Annotated in this window: 17 protein-coding genes; 11 read left to right on the forward strand and 6 right to left on the reverse strand. The window is 50.1% G+C overall.

Annotated elements, in window-relative coordinates; genetic code table 11:
• Both HA50_RS28895 and HA50_RS28900 read left to right on the forward strand, forming a co-directional pair.
• A complete protein-coding gene (locus HA50_RS28895) occupies nt 1-1,101 on the forward strand; it encodes a methionine ABC transporter ATP-binding protein (protein ID WP_084880753.1) in 1,101 nt (366 codons plus the stop codon).
• Nucleotides 1,085-1,735 (forward strand): methionine ABC transporter permease, encoded by a 651-nt coding sequence (locus tag HA50_RS28900; RefSeq protein ID WP_084880755.1) that lies wholly within the window; start codon nt 1,085-1,087, stop codon nt 1,733-1,735. Before HA50_RS28895 ends, HA50_RS28900 begins: the two co-directional genes overlap by 17 nt.
• Here the strand turns inward: HA50_RS28900 and HA50_RS28905 are convergent.
• Nucleotides 1,732-2,634: a LysR family transcriptional regulator gene (locus HA50_RS28905; RefSeq protein WP_084880757.1), complete on the reverse strand. Its 903-nt coding sequence runs from the start codon at nt 2,632-2,634 to the stop codon at nt 1,732-1,734. The two genes, HA50_RS28900 and HA50_RS28905, sit on opposite strands and share 4 nt — an antisense overlap.
• 100 nt (nt 2,635-2,734) lie before the next feature.
• Here HA50_RS28905 and HA50_RS28910 point away from each other — a divergent pair, with 100 nt between their 5' ends.
• The 5 genes from HA50_RS28910 to HA50_RS28930 all read left to right on the forward strand — a co-directional run bounded on the left by HA50_RS28910 (nt 2,735) and on the right by HA50_RS28930 (nt 8,201).
• Complete coding sequence (locus tag HA50_RS28910; protein ID WP_084880760.1) at nt 2,735-3,799, forward strand: SDR family oxidoreductase; 1,065 nt, start codon at nt 2,735-2,737, stop codon at nt 3,797-3,799.
• A 280-nt stretch (nt 3,800-4,079) separates the two neighbouring features.
• Nucleotides 4,080-4,235, forward strand: coding sequence for a Hok/Gef family protein (locus tag HA50_RS28915; protein ID WP_084880763.1), 156 nt, complete (start codon nt 4,080-4,082; stop codon nt 4,233-4,235).
• 355 nt (nt 4,236-4,590) lie between these two features.
• On the forward strand, nt 4,591-5,517 hold the full coding sequence (locus HA50_RS28920; protein ID WP_084881213.1) for a DUF7916 family protein: 927 nt from the start codon (nt 4,591-4,593) through the stop codon (nt 5,515-5,517).
• 320 nt (nt 5,518-5,837) lie between these two features.
• Entirely contained in the window at nt 5,838-7,757 is a 1,920-nt protein-coding gene (locus tag HA50_RS28925; protein WP_084880765.1) for a hypothetical protein, read from the forward strand.
• Between the two features lie 66 nt (nt 7,758-7,823).
• Nucleotides 7,824-8,201 (forward strand): type III secretion system chaperone family protein, encoded by a 378-nt coding sequence (locus HA50_RS28930; protein WP_084880767.1) that lies wholly within the window; start codon nt 7,824-7,826, stop codon nt 8,199-8,201.
• An 81-nt stretch (nt 8,202-8,282) separates the two neighbouring features.
• On the opposite strand, the gene HA50_RS28935 is transcribed toward HA50_RS28930, so the two are convergent.
• The 4 genes from HA50_RS28935 to HA50_RS28950 are packed head-to-tail and all read right to left on the reverse strand — an operon-like array spanning nt 8,283 to nt 11,299.
• Complete coding sequence (locus HA50_RS28935) at nt 8,283-8,912, reverse strand: NrsF family protein (RefSeq protein WP_084880769.1); 630 nt, start codon at nt 8,910-8,912, stop codon at nt 8,283-8,285.
• Nucleotides 8,905-9,456 (reverse strand): sigma-70 family RNA polymerase sigma factor, encoded by a 552-nt coding sequence (locus HA50_RS28940; RefSeq protein WP_084880772.1) that lies wholly within the window; start codon nt 9,454-9,456, stop codon nt 8,905-8,907. Before HA50_RS28940 ends, HA50_RS28935 begins: the two co-directional genes overlap by 8 nt.
• A gap of 16 nt (nt 9,457-9,472) precedes the next feature.
• Nucleotides 9,473-10,705: a protein-disulfide reductase DsbD family protein gene (locus HA50_RS28945; protein WP_084880774.1), complete on the reverse strand. Its 1,233-nt coding sequence runs from the start codon at nt 10,703-10,705 to the stop codon at nt 9,473-9,475.
• A 15-nt stretch (nt 10,706-10,720) separates the two neighbouring features.
• Nucleotides 10,721-11,299: a peroxiredoxin gene (locus HA50_RS28950; protein WP_084880776.1), complete on the reverse strand. Its 579-nt coding sequence runs from the start codon at nt 11,297-11,299 to the stop codon at nt 10,721-10,723.
• 192 nt (nt 11,300-11,491) lie between these two features.
• Here HA50_RS28950 and HA50_RS28955 point away from each other — a divergent pair, with 192 nt between their 5' ends.
• The 3 genes from HA50_RS28955 to HA50_RS28965 all read left to right on the forward strand — a co-directional run bounded on the left by HA50_RS28955 (nt 11,492) and on the right by HA50_RS28965 (nt 16,290).
• Nucleotides 11,492-12,235 carry a hypothetical protein gene (locus tag HA50_RS28955; RefSeq protein WP_084880779.1) on the forward strand — a complete coding sequence of 248 codons (744 nt, stop codon included), beginning with the start codon at nt 11,492-11,494 and terminating at the stop codon, nt 12,233-12,235.
• A complete protein-coding gene (locus HA50_RS28960; protein ID WP_084880781.1) occupies nt 12,222-12,590 on the forward strand; it encodes a hypothetical protein in 369 nt (122 codons plus the stop codon). The genes HA50_RS28955 and HA50_RS28960 overlap by 14 nt, the downstream gene beginning before the upstream one ends.
• A 193-nt stretch (nt 12,591-12,783) precedes the next feature.
• A complete protein-coding gene (locus HA50_RS28965; protein ID WP_139811092.1) occupies nt 12,784-16,290 on the forward strand; it encodes a dermonecrotic toxin domain-containing protein in 3,507 nt (1,168 codons plus the stop codon).
• 27 nt (nt 16,291-16,317) lie between these two features.
• Here HA50_RS28965 and HA50_RS28970 read toward each other — a convergent pair whose 3' ends face one another.
• A complete protein-coding gene (locus HA50_RS28970; protein ID WP_084880786.1) occupies nt 16,318-16,980 on the reverse strand; it encodes a TetR/AcrR family transcriptional regulator in 663 nt (220 codons plus the stop codon).
• An 80-nt stretch (nt 16,981-17,060) separates the two neighbouring features.
• On the opposite strand from HA50_RS28970, the gene HA50_RS28975 reads away from it, so the two are divergent.
• Nucleotides 17,061-18,575: an MDR family MFS transporter gene (locus tag HA50_RS28975; RefSeq protein ID WP_084880789.1), complete on the forward strand. Its 1,515-nt coding sequence runs from the start codon at nt 17,061-17,063 to the stop codon at nt 18,573-18,575.
• Nucleotides 18,576-18,597 lie beyond the last annotated feature (22 nt).

The raw sequence follows: 18,597 nt of genomic DNA on the forward strand, positions 1-18,597 counted from the left end.
ATGGTCAGCCTGACGTTGCCCGGCGAACAGGATGCCTTGCTGGAACAGACGCGCGAGGGATCGGGAAAGGCGCATGTGCAGATCCGCGAGTTAAGTAAACGCTACGCCGGGCAGACGCAGGAGGCGTTGAAAAACATCAACCTGCAAGTTAAGCGGGGGGAGATTTTCGGCATTATTGGTCGCAGCGGAGCCGGTAAATCCACGCTGATTCGTTGCCTCAATCGACTGGAAGCGCCGACGGTCGGGCAGGTGGTGATTGACGGCATTGATATCGGCACGTTGAGCGATCGGGAGTTGGTGCAGTGGCGACGCCGTACCGGCATGATCTTCCAGCATTTCAATTTATTGTCGGCGAAAACGGTACGGGAAAACATCGAGCTGCCGATGAAGGTGGCCGGGGTGCCCGCGGCACAACGTCAGCGCAAAGTGGATGAATTGCTGGCACTGGTGGGGCTGGAACAACGCCAGCACGCCTGGCCCGCGCAACTTTCGGGCGGGCAAAAGCAGCGCGTCGGCATTGCCCGCGCGCTGGTGCATGATCCGGAATTGCTGCTGTGCGATGAGGCGACCTCGGCACTGGACCCGGAAACCACCCGCGCCATTCTGGCGTTGCTAAAGAAAATCAATCAGCAACGTCATATCACCATTGTGCTGATCACCCACGAAATGGACGTGGTGCACGATCTTTGCCATCAGGTGGCGGTGATCGATCAGGGTGAGATTATCGAACGTGGTCCGGTGTGGCAGGTGTATAGCGATCCACAGCAAGAAACCACCCGCCAGCTGCTCAACCCACAACATCAGGCGCTGCCGGAAAATCTGGTGCCGCTGCTTACGCCGCAACGCCAGCAGACCGATTCACGTTTGCTGGTACGGCTGCGCTATACCGGGCAGGGCGCGTTCCCGGATATCGGTGCACTCAGCCAGCGTGTCGCGGGGGAAGTGACCTTGCTGTTTAGCGCTATTGAATGGGTGGAAAACAAGCCCACCGGCCAGCTGCTGGTGCTGCTTGATGCACGTCATGACACAGCGGACGCGCAGCAGGCACTGAGCGGCATTGCCGACCAACTGGAGATTGCAGGTTATGTCACTGGGCTTTGAACGTTTATGGACCGGGTTACTGGATACGCTGTTAATGGTCGGCGTATCGTCGCTGTTTGCGCTGGCGCTGGGTTTACCGATGGCGGTGATTCTGGTAGTGACGGGGCGCGGTGATCTGTTCCCCAATCCGCTGCTGAATCGTCTGCTTGGCTGGTTGGTGAATCTGTTCCGCTCTATCCCGTTTCTGATTCTGATGGTAGCGCTGATCCCGTTTACCCGCTGGGTGGTTGGCACCACCTATGGCGTGTGGGCGGCGACGGTGCCACTGACGCTGGCGGCAACACCTTTTTTCGCGCGGATTGCCGAGGTCAGCCTGCGTGAAGTGGATAAAGGGCTGACTGAAGCGGCGCAGGCGATGGGGTTTCATCGCTGGCACATTGTCTGGCACGTCTTGTTGCCGGAAGCGCGCCCTGGCATCGTCAGCGGTTTTACCATCACCCTGGTGACCATGATTAACGCCTCCGCGATGGCAGGCGCGATTGGTGCAGGCGGTTTGGGTGATCTCGCCTATCGCTACGGTTATCAGCGCTTTGATATGCAGGTGATGCTGACGGTGATTGTGGTGCTGGTGGCACTGGTCACGCTGCTGCAATTCTTTGGCGATCGCTTATCCCGACGGCTGAATCATCGTTAACGAATGGGCAACTGACTGAGCGCGTTGAGTAACGCATCCACCTTCGGCAACAATTGTTTGCGGCGCGGCCAGACCAGGGTTAGCGCCAGCCCATCGGGTTGATGTTCGGGCAGGATAATTTCCAGCTCTCCGCGCGCCAGCTGCTCACGCACCAGCCATGAAGGCATTTGCCCGACGCCCAGCCCGGCACAGACCGCCTGTACCTGCGCATCCACATCACCCAGCGCCATGCGATGCGGTACGTTGCGCCATTGCAGATGGCCGTCCTCCGCTTGCAGCAGCCAGGGTTTGGTGCTGCCATCAACGCGTTCATACATAATGGCCCGATGCTGCATCAGTCCGGCGACATCGGTGGGTCGTCCGATACGTGCCAGATAATCTGGCGCGGCGCAGAATACCATCCGCTCACGTCCCATCTGACGACAACCAAGCGAGGCAGGCAGATCCGGGGTGTCACCGATGCGCACCGCTACATCAATCCCTTCTTCGAACAAATCGACAAAACGATCGGAGAAACTCAGGCTGAGTTCCAGCTCCTGATGTTGCAGGCAGAAGGGTAACAGCTGCGGCATCACCGCCAGTCGGCCATAGGTGTTGGGCACTGCCAGCCGCAACCGGCCGGAAGGAATGCTGCGCTGGGCTGCCAGCACCGCTTCAGCCTCCGCCAGTTCCTCCATAATACGAATACAGGTTTGATAGTAAGCGGAACCGGCGTCCGTCAGTTTCAGGCTGCGCGTGGTGCGTTCCAGCAGACGCGAGCCAAGGCGCATCTCCAGGCGGGTGACGCTTTTGCTGATCGCTGAACCGGTGAGGTGCAGCCGTTCCGCTGCTGCGGCAAAGCTGCCACTTTCCACGCTGGCAACAAACGGGACGATGTCCTTCAGTCGTTGATCGTGCATCTATTCATGAACTCAGGTTAGGAATGATGTGAATTAATGCCAGAGATGGGAATTAAATTCTCTATTACGCTAATGATTACGCAAACAGAGGAGAATTGAAATGCAAAAGCAGGCGTTAATTGTCGGGATCAGCGGCGTGATTGGTCGTGCGCTGGCGGAGAAATTGATCAGCGAGGGCTGGCAGGTGACGGGCCTGTCACGCGGACGTGGGGCAGTGCCGGAGGGATGTCGCAGCCTGACGGCAGATCTGACCGATGCGGAAGCGGTCCATACGGCGCTGGCCGGGGTGAAACCGGATGCGCTGTTTTTTAGCGTCTGGTCACGTCAGGAGAATGAAAAAGAGAACATTCGCGTTAATGGCGGCATGGTGCACAACGTGATTAACGCGCTGGGCGATCGTTTGCAGGGGGCGCATGTGGCGCTGGTCACCGGACTGAAACACTATCTCGGTCCATTCGAAGCCTATGGCAAAGGGGTGGTACCGGTCACGCCTTTCCGTGAGGAACAAGGGCGCCAGCCAGTCGATAATTTCTATTACGCGCAGGAAGATGAAGTCTTCGCCGGGGCGGAGAAATTTGGCTATCGCTGGAGCGTGCATCGTCCCCATACCATCATCGGCTATGCCCTGGGTAACGCGATGAACATGGGCCAGACGCTGGCAGTGTATGCCACGCTGTGCCGGGAAAAGGGCTGGCCCTTTATTTTCCCCGGCTCGACGGAGCAATGGAACGGTCTCGCGGATGTGACCGATGCTGGTTTGCTGGCGGAGCAACTGCTGTGGGCGGCGACATCTCCTGCTGCGGCTAATCAGGATTTTAATGCGGTCAATGGTGATGTGTTCCGCTGGAACTGGTTATGGCCGCGATTGGCGAGTTATTTCGGTATCGAAGCGGCAGCGTATCCGGCGCAGATGATGCCGCTGGAAGGGCGGATGCAGGATGCAGCGCCAGCATGGCGTGAGATCGCGCAGCGTGATGGCTTACTCGAAGCCGATATCAACAAACTTGCCTCGTGGTGGCACACCGATGCCGATCTGGGCCGTCCGATGGAGGCTTTCACAGATATGAGCAAGAGCCGTAAGGCCGGGTTTACCGGGTATCGCAGCACGCTGGATTCGTTTACTCAGCTGTTCGATAAACTTAAGGCAGAGCGGGTTATTCCATAACGTTGCATAAGAATCTGTCACGGATCTCAGAACGCAGAAAAAAACGCGGGTTAGCGTAACGCATGGGATAAAAATTTGGGATAAGTCAGGCGGTTGGATTAGAATCGCGACGGGTGCTTGAGGCTTTCTGCCTTAAGCATTTGCCAACGGCAGAAAGAGAAAAGCCCCAGTTAACATATGACGTCTTGCAGGACGTTTAATATTAAGCTGAGGCCACTTCTAAATGCTACACACATATAGAGTAGCCTCTTACGGACCTTCGGGTCAAGGAGAGTAGGCTATGAAGCAGCATAGGGCGTTTCTTGTCGCGCTGATCGTTATCTGTACCACCGTTTTAATGGCGGTGCTGGTTTTGAGGAAAGACCTTTCTGAGGTCCGAATCCGAGCTGGCAATACGGAGGTCGCTGTCTTCACAGCCTGTGAATCTGTCAAGTAAGAGACCCGGCGGGGAGTGTTACCCTCCAACTCTTTAGGTTGTTGCGGCTGGCCTCAATGCACCCGTTCTTCAACATTCGTTCCCTTTACGTTATCGCTGCCCAGCGTTTCCCTGGTTATTCGATAAAAAGAAGGCGGAGCAGGTGATGCCAGGATAAACAGAATAATTTTTCAGATTCGTCTCTACATTATTTGTCTCATATTGCTGATGTGTTAAATACATATCAAAATAATAAGTTATGGAAGGAGGAACTGGCTGGATTGTCAGGGCGTAATAACATAATGTAGTCATCAGGAAAGGCCGTGGCACATTAATGAATTGTAATCAGGATAATTATTTTTTAAAAGGGAATGTTATGAAAAAGAGAATGCTTGATTGTAGTGCGTCTGATCTCCGTAATATGAATAAAGAATCCTTGCTGTACGCTATTCGTGCCAGCGAAGGAAGGGTGTTAGTGAGCGAAAGTATTGGTATTGTTGAATCTCTTCTTAATAATGTGACTAATGCTGAGCTGGCTGCTTCAATGGGAGCAGATATGTTGCTCATCAATATGTTTGACGTAAATAATCCGACAATCAAAGGGATGCCTAATGGCATAACTTCGGAAAATATTTTGTCAGAGTTACAACGTCTGACAGGAAGAATTATTGGTGTTAATCTTGAAGCAGTAGATCCCGAGCATGCACAAAATCATAATGATTTTTGGGCAATGAAAGCTGGGAGACTGGCGACAGCCGAAAATGCCAGGAAACTTGTTCAGATGGGTGCTAAGTTTCTGGTTCTGACCGGGAACCCTAATAATGGTGTAAGTAACCGTGCATTGGGTCTTGCATTGACAGAGATTCGTGATGCTGTAGGGGATGATATTATCCTTATAACAGGAAAAATGCATGGTGCAGGCGTGGTCAGGGAAAGTGGGGCCAGTATCATTACGCAGAATGATATTATGCATTTTGCTAAAGATGGTGCTGATATCATATTGCTTCCTGCTCCGGGTACAGTGCCAGGAATGAGTCAGGAGGTGGTCAGCGAATTGATTGCATGTGTTCATCAATCCAAAAAGTTAGCAATGACTGCCATTGGTACTTCCCAGGAAGGGGCTGATACCGATACTGTGAGAAGGATCGCGCTCATGAGTAAAATGGCAGGTGCAGATCTCCATCATATCGGTGATACAGGTTTTACAGGATTAGCGCTGCCAGAAAACATCATGGCATATAGTATTGCCATTCGTGGCGTAAGGCATACTTATACGCGGATGTCACGTTCTGTTAACAGATAACAGCTAAATTAATTTAATAAGCTGTCTAAAAAAAAGCGAGACTTTAAAGTCTCGCTTTTTTATTAAAATCCAATGATGATTTTTAACATTCATAGGTGATTCATACTGGGTGAATGTCACAGAACAGCAACATGACTCTAAATTAATATCGATAACAGGATGGCATCATCGAGTTATTTCTCTGATGTGTATAAAAACATAAAAAATAGGACAAATTCGAAAGTTATCATCTTCAGTATGGGTAACCTACCTCATAGCGACATGTTTTATTGGATGAAATATGTTGCTTCTTTTGAGTGATTAATTTCGAAGGTGATGATATGCCGATTAATAATACACAGTCCTCAATTTATGTACCCTGCTCTAATGGTATTGAAAATAATTTAAGTGTGAAGTTAAATAAAGAAAATGGTCTGGAAGTTGACGGAGCATTTAATACGGCGGAGGCTAAGTTTAAAGATGATATGCCTAAGATTTTGGTTGTTGGTTATTCTCCCACAGGAGGAGGCCATACCGCCAGAACATTAAACATAGTTGAAGAAGCCTTAAACAGTGGTTCCTTGCCTGAGGGTAGTCTGGTATTTATCCATGTTCCTCCTGTTTGGGAGGGAACGCCACGTCCACAGCTCTTAAATGCTCTGGCCGATAAACTATTGGCGAAAGGCGTGCAGGTAAAATTTGCAGAGTCCGACAAACCAGTTTATGGCTATCTCGATGCTAAAACCGGAGGTTCCGATGACCCGGAAATATTGAAAAGAATTGCGCTACACCCATTGCGTAATGATGATCAAAGTGGAAAAAATCAGTTTTTGAAAAAATACTTTTCAGCTGGAGATAAAGTTAAGTCTGCTGAACATGTTGAGAATCATACCACCGGTGGAAAAGTCGAAAACCTGAAAAGAATATCAGCCAACGATCTGATGAAAAGTTATGCAGGGAATAAGAATCTGCATGTTTTATCTGATATGGACCCTGCATTACAAAAAGCATCTTATAATACGGGTGTTCCATCTTCTAAACGTGTTGACCAACAAAATCATGCAATCCTGCTTGATCCGACAAATAAAAATAACAATCAGTTATCAAAATCAGTGCTTGCAAAAGTGCTTGATGCACGAGGTGGACAGATTTCTCATATTGCGCTGGGAGGGAAAAATACGCTGAGAGAAGTGTTGCGGGCTGCAAATAAGCTTGGAATTGATGACAAAACCTCACTCAAGGGAGGCAAGGCAGCTATCAATAAAGTATTATTCTCTGCAGCAAAACATCCTGATACAAAGGTACAGGATATTGTTAAGGGGTCAGTATTGATTGGTCAGGGAGTGAAGGCTCCTGATGATATCAATAAAGTTGTCTACGTTTATGCGCATAAAAAAATGCCGATCATTGCCGAACATATTAAGCAAGGGATAAATGCCGGAGAAAAAGATTATAATGATAAAGCCTTTGTGTTTTGTGGTAAAGACGCCACGCCAGGACACAATGCAATGCACCTCGCATATTTAGCTGACGCAGATGGCATGACGACTTCAGGGGCAGGAACCTGTGGTGAATTCGCTTATCTGCATCGTGAAGCAGGAGCGCAGTCGAATCTGCTTATTTTGCCTATTGAAGGTCATAATGAACAAGAGGCAATCGCAGACTCATTATGTCAGGAGTTCCCGAACAATATGTTACGCTTAAGTCCTGGTGAAAAACTGGAGCAGGGAACAAAGATCGATCAATTGGTAGCAAGGAAGCAAAACACTAAAAACGACAGTACGAAGAGTTATCATGACGTAATAAAAGCGATAAGCCAGGAAAGTACCTATGTAAATCAGGCGCATGATATATTATTTGGTGTCAATGATATGGCTGGACAAGACAAGATCTATCAAACCATCGAGAGGGGAATGTATAACGATCCGGATATGAAAGCGACTCGGCATTATCTCAAATTGTATTTTCAGTTGGAGAGTTATTTATCTCAGGACGTGGTTCAATATCCAATTAGTATTAAGTTTAAAGAAGCTGGGGCGCCGGGAGTTACTTTTAAAAACTTTAATGAGGTTAAAGACCTCCTCAAAGATGATGGTCAATTGAAAAACCTGTTGGGGATGTCAGATAAAGTGAAAGTAAAAGAACTTCCCATGTTAGAGGAGTTAAGAGGGCTTGTGACTTCGACTGATAGCACCTCACTATCGGAAAAATTCAAAGATTTAAATGTTAAGATGGGTCATCATATGGTGACAGGATTTTGATTTAACGTTTTGACTTTATAAGTCCCCCATTTCTCTAGCAGATGTGGGGGTATCAGGGAGGTCCTTATGAATCATAATTTCATGGGGGTAATTGACGATTTTTTTGCTAAGCAAGAAAAAAACTGTTTGGTCGATTGTCATTCCCCCATCAGGATTGTAATGAAAAATAACACAATCATTAATATAGATATAAGTGAGGAAATGATAGTGTTATGGGCGGCGATCGCTGATTATAATATGTCAGAAATCGAACGAGTCGCCCAAATGTTCGACGAGACTCGACTGGGTTTTGAGAATAAAACGGGTGAGGTTTCTGAGTTGAACATTATTGATGGGGAAATTGTCTTAAGTTCCTGCATCAAAATGGAAAATATCCTATGTATTAATGCTTTCTCCGAAAGAATTTCGGCTTTCTCTCAATGTAATAATGAATTGATGTATTAAATATACTGGATAGCATTCTCTTATTGTGTGTATGTTATGGAGGAGGAGCAGCCCATCACCGGACTGCTCCGGGTTATTCAACTAGCTCAGCTCAACCCAGCGTTTCCCCAGCAGTACCGTTAACGCCACAATGGTGACAATCGCTGCCAGATGCATCACAAAGTCCTCTTTATGCAGATGCACCGGATGGCAAAAGGCCAGCAAGGTGACTGCCATGCAGGCAACCCCAAAGCCCGCCATCGACAGACTGCGCACCGGATGTAGCGCACGGGTACGGCGCAGGCTGGCAATCATCATCACTATCATCGGCGTGCTGACCACCAGCAAAAATGTGTAGCAGTTGGTGCCATCGCCCACATGCAATGGCGGTTCGACGCGTGGAATGTTAAGAATACTCAACCCCAGCCACAGCAAACCCAGAGGCAACAAGGCTTTCCAGCTGATGCTGTGACGTCCGGCAATGCTCATCGTAAAGGCGCTACGAATAGCCAGCGTACCGAGCAAAAAGGCCAGTGCCAGTTGTAGCATTGCCCAATGTGCACCCGGTTGTGACCAGTCAGTCAGGCTGCGTTGCACCAGAAAACTTGCCAGCACGCCGCAGGGCAATGCGCCAGCCAGCCAGCTCAGCACCCGCCAGCCCGTGGCGCGCGGACGTTTAACCGGCTGCGCCGATTGGCTGAGTTTTTCAATCAACAGGTTGTGATCAGTCATGATGTGCTCCAAAGCGGCGTAGATTGATCAGCGCACGATGCAACAGCGATTTCACCGCTGCGACGCTCAGATTGTTATGCGCTGCCGCCTCTGTCAGGCTCATTTCGCGTAAATGGACATGTTCGACAATCTCCCGCTGGCGTGAAGGCAACTGTCGCAAATATCCCGCCAGCTCCTCCTGTGTATCCTGACGTTGCGTATCCGCCGGGGCGGAAGCTTCCGTCAGATGTTCCTCTGCCACTTCCCAACGCTGATGACGCCCCCGACGGCGCAATGCATCCACGGCGCGCGCTGAGATGATCGCCATCAGCCAGGGCAGGAAGGGATAAGCGGGATCATAGGTATGACGGACCCGATGCACTGTCAGCAGCACATCCTGAATCACGTCTTCGATCAGCACGTCGTCAGCGAGCTGTTTTCGTACCTGCGAACGAATCACCGGCACCAGCGCTTGCAGCAAGCGTGTATACGCCAGCTGATCGCCTGCCTGCGCCCGTTCCATCAGTGCAGGCCAGCTGTTGCGCCCGGTATCGCTTGTATCCATATTCCGCCTTGTTGGGTCAGGCTTTTTTGTTCGCCGCCTGAGTCAGCGCGTCAACCACGATGCCGGGGGTTAACACCTGCGGCAACACTTTTGGCGGTCCGCCATCGGCTGGATACACCAGGTACATCGGCAGACCACCCTGACCAAACTGTCCCAGTGCATCATCGACATCAGGATTAAATTTGGTTGAGTCGGCCACCATATACAGCGTACCGGTTTTCGCCAGTGCGTCTTTAACCGCCTGGGTCGAAAGCGTGGTTTTCTGATTAACCTGACAGGTTATACACCAGGATGCAGTGAAATCCACGAAGATGGCTTTGCCATGGCCGCGTTCTGCCGCAACGGTTTGTGGCGTCCATTTTTCCTGGGTGATGGTTGCTGCCACCTGGTCGCCCGGCAGCCCCGATCCGGATTTGATCATCCCTGGCAGCGGAGCGAGCACCGCAATAACCAGAACGGCAGTGACGGCGAACAGAATTTTATGGCCTTTTCCGGCGAAGCGCCGTTTTTGTGCCATGCCGTACAACCACCCGGCAAAGCCCAGCACCACCGAGCCAGCCAGTAAGGTTGCCAGCGCGCCACTACCTGACTGTTGCGCCAGTACCCACACCAGCCAGGCATAAGCGCCGAACATAGGAAACGCGAGGCCACGTTTCAGAACATCCATCCATGCACCGGGACGCGGCAGGAATTTTGCCAGCGCCGGAAACAGCGATACCAGCGTAAAAGGAGCGGCAAAACCCAGCGCCAGTGCAAAGAAAATCACCAGTGCAACGGCTGGGGGCTGGACCAGTGCATAGCCGATGGCGCTCGCCATAAAAGGTGCGGCGCACGGTGTGGCGACAATAATCGCCAGTGCTCCCGTCAGGGCTGAACGAACGAAAGCACCACGTCCGATGTCGATAGCGCCCACCTGCTGCACAGACAAACCGACTTCAAACACGCCAAGCAAATTGAGTGCAGCCGCGAGGATCACCAGCGCCAGCAGGGCGATAACCAGCGGTGATTGCAGCTGGAAGCCCCAGCCGACCGCTGCGCCGCCAGCACGCGCCGCCAGCAGAATCCCCGCCAGGGCCATCATGGTCACGACCACACCGAGTAAAAACGCCAGGCCTTCACGGCGCGCGCTGGCGCTGTTATCAGAATGGCGTAACAGGCCCAGTGCTTTCAGTGACACCACCGGAAACACACATGGCATAAAGTTGAGAATAATGCCGCCAATAAAGGCGGCCAGCATGGCGGTTAACATCGCTGGCCTCGTCGATTAGTTAGTCGCGGTTTGCGGATGGGAGTCGCTGTACTGTTTCACGGCGGCGAGTGCTTTCTCGATATGGGTATCCGGGTTTCTGTCAGTATAACTCAGCAGGATGTCACCATTTGGCGCGATGACATAGGAGGTACGGTCAGACAGGGTTTTGCCCTTCATCTCCATGGTGGTTTTATATTCTGCTGCGACTTTGGCACCTGGGTCGGCCGCTACCGTGAATTTATCGCGGCACTCCAGTTTGGAGAAATCGCTGACCTGGTCGGTGTTGCCGGCGGTCACGCCAATCACTGTCGCACCCATCTTTTTGAAGCTGTCAGTGGCTTCAGCAAAATCATGCGCTTCCAGGGTACAACCCTTACTGAATGCCGCCGGGAAGAAGTAGAGCACCACCGGGCCTTTCTGTAGCGCCTGTTGCAGCGAGAAGGTCAGCGGTTTACCTGCCAGGGCACCTTGCAATTCGAAGTTGGGGGCTTTGGCTCCGACGGGCAGTGCGGCCTGCGCAGTGATGGCGGTGGCGGACAGGCCCAGCACGGCAGCCAGGGTCAGGGTACGAACGAGGTTTTTCATGGGTTTCATTATCTGCTCCTGCGGGTTAGAGGGTGTTCCGGTTTTATGACTCTGTTAATCAGTTCGCTGGGAGTGCAGAGAAAGTTTCGGTCAGATGAAAAAAATTCGACATATGGGTGTTAAAGACCCGGCAATAAATGCCGATAACACGGCTGCAGCAGTTTATCAATTTTCTCGGGATATATTTTCAAAGGAGCAGGCATGCAAGGGTTGGTGGTTCTCGTCATATGTATTGCAATCACGATTTTAAGCTATAAAAAGATAGCAAATCGTTGCCGTGATAAAGGCCGTGGAAAGTTCAGAACCTTTCTAACCGCAGCAATAGCCAGTTTCTTTATCTTTGTGGTAACGATGGGCGTGGGGGTGGCTAATTTCTTTCCCAAAGATCCGAACTCAGACGTTGTCGATGTGCCGAAAGTCCCGATGATTAAATGGACAGAAGCGAAGGACATGTCACTGGTCCATACCTTGATTGCGAAGGATATGAAAGAAAACCCTGCTCTGACCCAGGAAATTCTGAAAGAAATTTCTACCTACGCCGAAAACTCTCTTGATCGGGGAATGGCCGAAAGTAATTATATTGATTATGGCGTTAGTAATAGTAAGTATATGACAGCTATAGAGAATTCAGATTGTCGCCAGCAATATAAAGCACAGCTTGCGCCTTATAAAGCATGGCGTGATGCGCAGGACTGGCGTCCTTTTTCCGAATTCCCCAGAGAGATGGTGAAGCAGGAAGTATACAGAAGAGACCAGGTAACGGCCGAATATCTCAATCAGGCAAATAAAGTCGGCAACGTCTTAAATAAATGTACTTTCGCCCTTATTAGTTCCATCCCTCATCTTTCACGACCTGATGCGAAGCCAATTTTTATACCACCTTATGAATCAGCAGGTTTGAAATGCGTAAGGGATAATGGAGGAAATTATAATGTGTGTTATTAGTAAAGTGATTTTTCCTGCATTGATGGCGCTGGTATCGGCATCTGCTTTCGCCGCACCGATTGACGGTGTGGCTGGTGAGCCATTTAAGGTTAACAACGAGGTGATCTGCCTGAAGGAAATACAACAGCAGATGACACCGTATCTTAAATCCTTCGAAGAAGAGAAGGGTGTTAAATATAAATTCATCGTCAAGGCCGGATTGAGTTACAACGACATGGCAGGGCTGCGCCTGGAAGTGAAACGGGTTGATGCCGGGCTGAATGATCATATCGCCGATATAGATTATTACTGGATTCAGGAGCGCGGCAGCATGTGTCAACCGGCTTATCTGATTCTCGATAGAACGGAAAAGTAACATCCCATAATGACAACGTGCCCCCCACGCGGTGGCACGTACCATCTCCATTCACTTACGCGATCTCCCCGTTTTTCTACCAGCTTTATAAGCTGATTCGTATCGTTTAATACGTTAAGGATTCGTGCGGTTCCATCGAGGGACGACTAAGCTAATTCTCCCGGAGAGAAAATCTCTCTTTAAAAGGAGTTTTATGATGAAAGAAGGAATCCGCTATTCATCTCTGTTAAATATCAATCTGCCGTTTACACAGGCTATATCCAGCTATAACTGGTCAATGAATAAGATCAGCCATGTTACAAATGCACCTTTTGCACCGTTGTCGCATTCGGTGGGGAAGGGGATTTCATCTCTATTCTCACATTTTTTTTCTGCGACTGATAAAAGAGCAGATGATTACCGCCATCAAACCATACCCTATGAACGTTTTATTTATTTAAGCACTGCGTTACGGCTTTTTAAAATAAAGGACAATAGGGAGTTACTGCTTCACTTATTTACCCCTTCACCTTTCCCCCCTCCCGAGAAACTGGCTGACAATAAAAACGGAACAATAATCGCGGATTTTTTGGCGGTTACCGGCGTTGCCAGAGTGACACCCCTCGCGGTAAATCCATCGGTGTTTAAGCAATTAGTCCTGGTGTTAAAGCAGGGGAATGCGCTGAAAGAGGAGGACCTAAACGGGAGTTACACCTCCACCTTTGCGCCGGAATGGGTGCTGCTTAACTTTTTTGCCTCGTTAATCCCGGCCAACAGGGAAATGTCCTCTGCGATTACCGTTGCGATAAAACAGGTATTCTGGTCGGGACTTTGTCAATTGCTGCCTCAGGCCAAATGGTTTTGCTGGCTGTACGACGCAGCCAATCCTTTGCATTGGATAACGCAGGAAACCGATATCAGTCAGATCCTGCGCATGGCAAAAATGCAACGCCATCTCGTCGGGTCAAAACCCACAAAAACGCCAGTTGTTATCCCCATGACTGACAATCAGGGGCTACGATTCCCGGCGGCTGATGCCGCTAACCCATTGGCCCGCTTTAGCGAATCCTGGTGGAACACTCCTCGCGCTACGCGAATAAGGCGATCCATTGCCATTGCCCGAACCGGGAATGAATTACAGGCACCGCCCGCAAACGTAACTGCGCCAGCTCCGTTTAAAGTGAATGCCAGAGATGAAGCAAACTGGCAGGCGGACTGGAAAACCTACGTGAATACCACCAACGAGGTGATTGATAAATTCCAGGGGATTTTTGATTTTATTGGCGAGGAGGTGAAAAAGGCGATTAAGACATGCTGCGATATCGACCTCGACCCACACCATACTTATTACCATAAATTCAGGTTTGCCAGTTCTTCACAATACACCGTTACCGGCTGGGAGCATGTCGGGCCACCGGAAAAATCCCGCACATTGACTGAAAAAGCCATGGAAAACTTTAATGCCGATGAACGGATTGATGATGATACGCTAAATGGCAGTGCCGGGATTTATAAGGATGATAATAAGGCGAAGTTCTATAACCAGACAAATGAGGTTGCGATTACACCGAGGAAATTGAAAGACGTGTTCATCAATATGGATTTCGCCAATGATTTTCAGCAGTTTCAGATTGATTACTGGAGCAAATACTCGGTTGGGACCAGACTGATGGCAAAAGGAAAGGCGATTAGCCAGGCTATGAAACAGCGGGTGGATAAAAAATTATCACCGGAGGGCCTGGACTTACTGGATAGCGCTATTTTCGGCAATGTGCTGAAGAATTCTAATATCTCCATGAAGACACTAAAGGAAGAAGTGAGTAGCAGGGCAGGCGTCACACTGACCACCTTCGATATTAATGGTTATCCCGCCAGTAATATTTTTATGCTGCGTAACCGTGAAGGGAAAATCATTGTCTATCTGCCCGCAGAAGATGGATATTATCAGGAGTTTGACTCTGAGCAGGACATGAAACAATGGTTTGTCGACCAAATTAAAGATCCACGTAAGGCAGAGGCACTGGCGAGACATTTTACCTTGCTTAATCGCCAGGATGGTATGCTGGTCACCGGGGTACTTTCCGCGATGAAAAAAATCCAGAAAGGAAACTGGGGAAGTGGGGCGATTAATATCAATCCACAGACCATCACCGTCGATGCTTTTACCTGGCTGCGGGATAGGATGAAAGATCGTATTTTTAGTGATGCCGAAGTCCTGACCACCTCAAATCATGAAGTTTTGAAACAACAAATCATTATGAATATCGAGGCCGCGAAAAGCACCGTTGGCACGTTGTTTATTGTTGCGCCAGCCTTTGGTGCCGTTGCTTATCTGGGAATGGATATCGCGGAAGCCGGTTTGGATCTGGATCAGGCGATTAACGGCGATACCTATGCACAGCGTAAAAAGGCGATTAAAAGTCTGTTTTGGGATGCCGCAGCCATCTTATTCGACGGTATCGCTGCTCTGGAAAGTATTGGTGTAAGGGAAAACAATGGCCTGCGCTTTGGTAGCAACTTTGTTTCTGATGAAGTTAATATTTTTAAATATCCACGCAATATGGAAGCAGCCGGTGAAATTAAAGCCGAAACGGCAGCCGCCGCCAATACACGTCCGATACTGAAAGACATAAAGTTAACTTTCTGGGAGAAATACTTCCTGTTACCGAGCAGCAGAATCGCGGTGATTGCTGGCAGCCTGAAAAAACTCTACAAACGCAGTCCGCAGCGTGGGGAAATGTTGAATGCGGCGATGGTAAAGGCGGTGCCCACCTTGCAAAGAGCGCTGGAAGTGCTCAACACGCCCAGAGGGAGGGAAATCCTGTCATTGCATCTTGGTTATATTGAACGCACTGAAGATTTCCGCGCAGTGGTTCGTGAATTCGATACTTTTACGCCGGAAGATCTGAATATAATCAGGAAGTACATAAAAAAAGATTCGGCAACCCATTATTATACTATTGATACCACTACGACACCGATCGGAAAAATAGCGGATACTCTGGATAAAATAAGCCAATTAAATCTTGATGAGATGCGCTCGCTGCTGCATGAAATTAAAACTCTGGAAGGATATGATTTAGGCAATCGTTTCAATCAGTATCTTGAACAACTGACTGTGAAGGATATCGCTGATGCTAAAGCACGCATTGAAGCGATGCTTGCCAGAGCGAAATGGGCACTGGCGAACGATAAAAGTTTCCGCTACGACATCATCACTGACAAGACTCACCAGAACATTATTGCCGCCTGGCATCAGAGTGATAAATGTTTCAGTGTCACGGAAGTCTTTATGACCTTAGAACCCGATGCTCAGTTGCAAACTATCCTGCATGAATATGTCCATCCGAGCATATTGGTGGATGGCAAGCCGTCCCCCGATCTGATTTATATGCTGCCCAGATTTGGTGGCAGCAGTGCGGGTTTTGTCAAAGCCAAGCGTGACAAATCCATTTTGTTCGCCAGGGGAGATTTCGACACGCAATACATTACCGGTGGGGGCGATCATGTGAAAAACGGTGAATTTGCCAAAAGATTTGATCCTGAACATCACTCTGCTGTGATAGCGGGCTTACGGGTCAGGGAAAATCATGCGCTCCGGCGTCAGGTATTTTGGGAGAATGCGGACTCATTTTCCCTGTTTGTTGCTGAAACAGGCGGTGCAATCAGCGGGACGACCAATCAGGATGGTACGCTCAATACGCCTTTCCGATCGGTATAATCCGCATTTTGTTATTAAAGCGGCCAGTTATGCTGGCCGCATTCCATTACAGAACAGGCTAAGGGTATGCTGCACAATCATGTCGCGGTTGAAAGCGGGATCGCCAGCAAAACGGGTGAACGGCACCAGCACCATACTCAGAATGGATGTCATCAGCAGCTGTGGTTCCAGGTCGGCATTGAGCAGACCTTGTTGTTGCCACCCCTCGATCAAGTTTTTCACTTTATCGCGCTCCGCATGCCCAAAGCGGTTTTTGATGTGATGGCCTAACCCGCCCTGGCCTTCGGTGACTTCCTGCATCCACAGCGGGGCGAACCAGTTATGGGTTTCAATGATGTCAGCAATCTCGCGGATAAACGCGCTAAAAGTTGTGACAGGGTCACTCGGCTCATGCATAAAGTGGCCAACGAGGCGCTGGCGCAGCGGCAGAAAACGCTCCTCAACCACCACATCCAGCAATGCCTCGCGTGACTGGAAGTAATAATTCAGCATTGCCGGGCTGACGCCCGCTTTGCGCGCAATTGCGTTGAGTGATGTCTCGCTAATGCCTTTCTCTGCGTACAGCGCCAGGGTGATATCCAGCAGATGTTCGCGCTGCTGCGCATTAATGGCGCCACCGCGTGGGCGGCCTGGACGACGCGGTTCGGATTTCGCTGATTTTGCGTCTAAAGGGACTTTCTGTGCGGTCATTTTTGCGTGCTCACTTGTTTCCTGCCAGACTACGATCAATATTAATTGTGTATTTAATTAATTTCAATATGGTGTTTCCTATGAAAACCAATTCTCTGGTACAACCCGCTGCCAGTGCCAACACCAGGCACCAGTCATTTGGCTGGTTGCTGGGCGCGCTGCTGCTGGTTATGTTGCTGTCCGCTCTGGACCAAACCATTGTTTCTACGGCTTTACCGACCATCGTCGGTGAGCTGGGCGGATTGGATCGCCTGTCGTGGATCGTCACCGCCTATATGCTGGCCTCAACCCTTGTTGTACCGCTCTACGGTAAATTTGGCGACTTGTTTGGTCGTAAGCCGGTGCTGCAAATTTCCGTGATTCTGTTCCTGGTCGGCTCAGCGTTATGCGGACTGGCACAAAACATGGAACAGCTGATTCTTACCCGTGCCTTGCAGGGACTCGGCGGGGGCGGCCTGATGGTGGTCAGTATGGCGGCGGTTGCTGATGTGATCCCGCCAGCCGATCGCGGTAAGTATCAGGGCCTGTTTGGCGGCGTATTTGGTCTGGCGACGGTCATTGGTCCGTTGCTGGGTGGATTTATTGTGCAACACGCCTCATGGCGCTGGATTTTCTATATCAATCTGCCGCTGGGCTTATTTGCGCTGCTGGTGATTAATGCGGTCTTCAAAACCGACAGTAAACGCAGGGCGCATGAAATCGACTATCCCGGTGCTTTCTTCCTGTGCCTGGCGCTGGTGGGTATTACGTTATTCACCAGTGAGGGGGGATCGGTGCATGCCTGGTCTGACCCGCAGCTGTGGTGCATTTTCGCCGTTGGTATCGTGGGGCTGATTGGCTTTGTCTATGAAGAACGTCGAGCCTGGGAACCGATCATCCCGCTTTCGTTATTCCGTAACCGCAGTTTTCTGCTCTCCAGCCTGATTGGCTTTATTGTCGGGATGTCGCTGTTTGGCAGCGTCACATTTCTACCGCTGTATTTGCAGGTGGTGAAGGCCTCGACACCGACGCAGGCCGGTTTGCAATTGTTACCGCTGATGGGTGGGTTGCTGGTTACCTCAATTATCAGTGGTCGGGTGATCAGCCACACCGGTAAGTATCGTATGTTCCCGATTGCCGGTACGCTGCTGGCGACCATTGGCATGGCGCTAATGACCACGCTGACCCTGAATACTCCGGTCTGGCATATTTACCTGTTCTCCAGCATTTTAGGCATGGGAATGGGCATGGTGATGCAGGTGCTGGTGCTGGCTGTGCAGAACACCGTCTCGCCTGACAGCATTGGCGTAGCGACGTCCTCGGTAACGCTGTTCCGTTCGGTCGGCGGCTCCATTGGGGTGGCGTTGTTTGGTGCGGTGTTCAGCCAGGTACTGAAATCCGGGCTGACAAAGCTGGTGGACAAGGGCGCTGAATTGCCGCGCAGTCTCGATCCCGAGGCGATCCACCATCTTGCTATGGATGTGCAGATCCCTTATTTGCAGGCATTTGGTGATGGGGTGCATGCGGCATTTCAGATGGCGGCAGGGGTGATGTTGCTGGCGTTTATTTTGTCGTTGTTTATGCCGGAATCACCGCTACGTAAAAAAGCCGCTTGATCGCTTTTCAGGTCGTCGTTGA

The organism is Pantoea cypripedii (assembly GCF_002095535.1).
Taxonomy (GTDB): domain Bacteria; phylum Pseudomonadota; class Gammaproteobacteria; order Enterobacterales; family Enterobacteriaceae; genus Pantoea; species Pantoea cypripedii.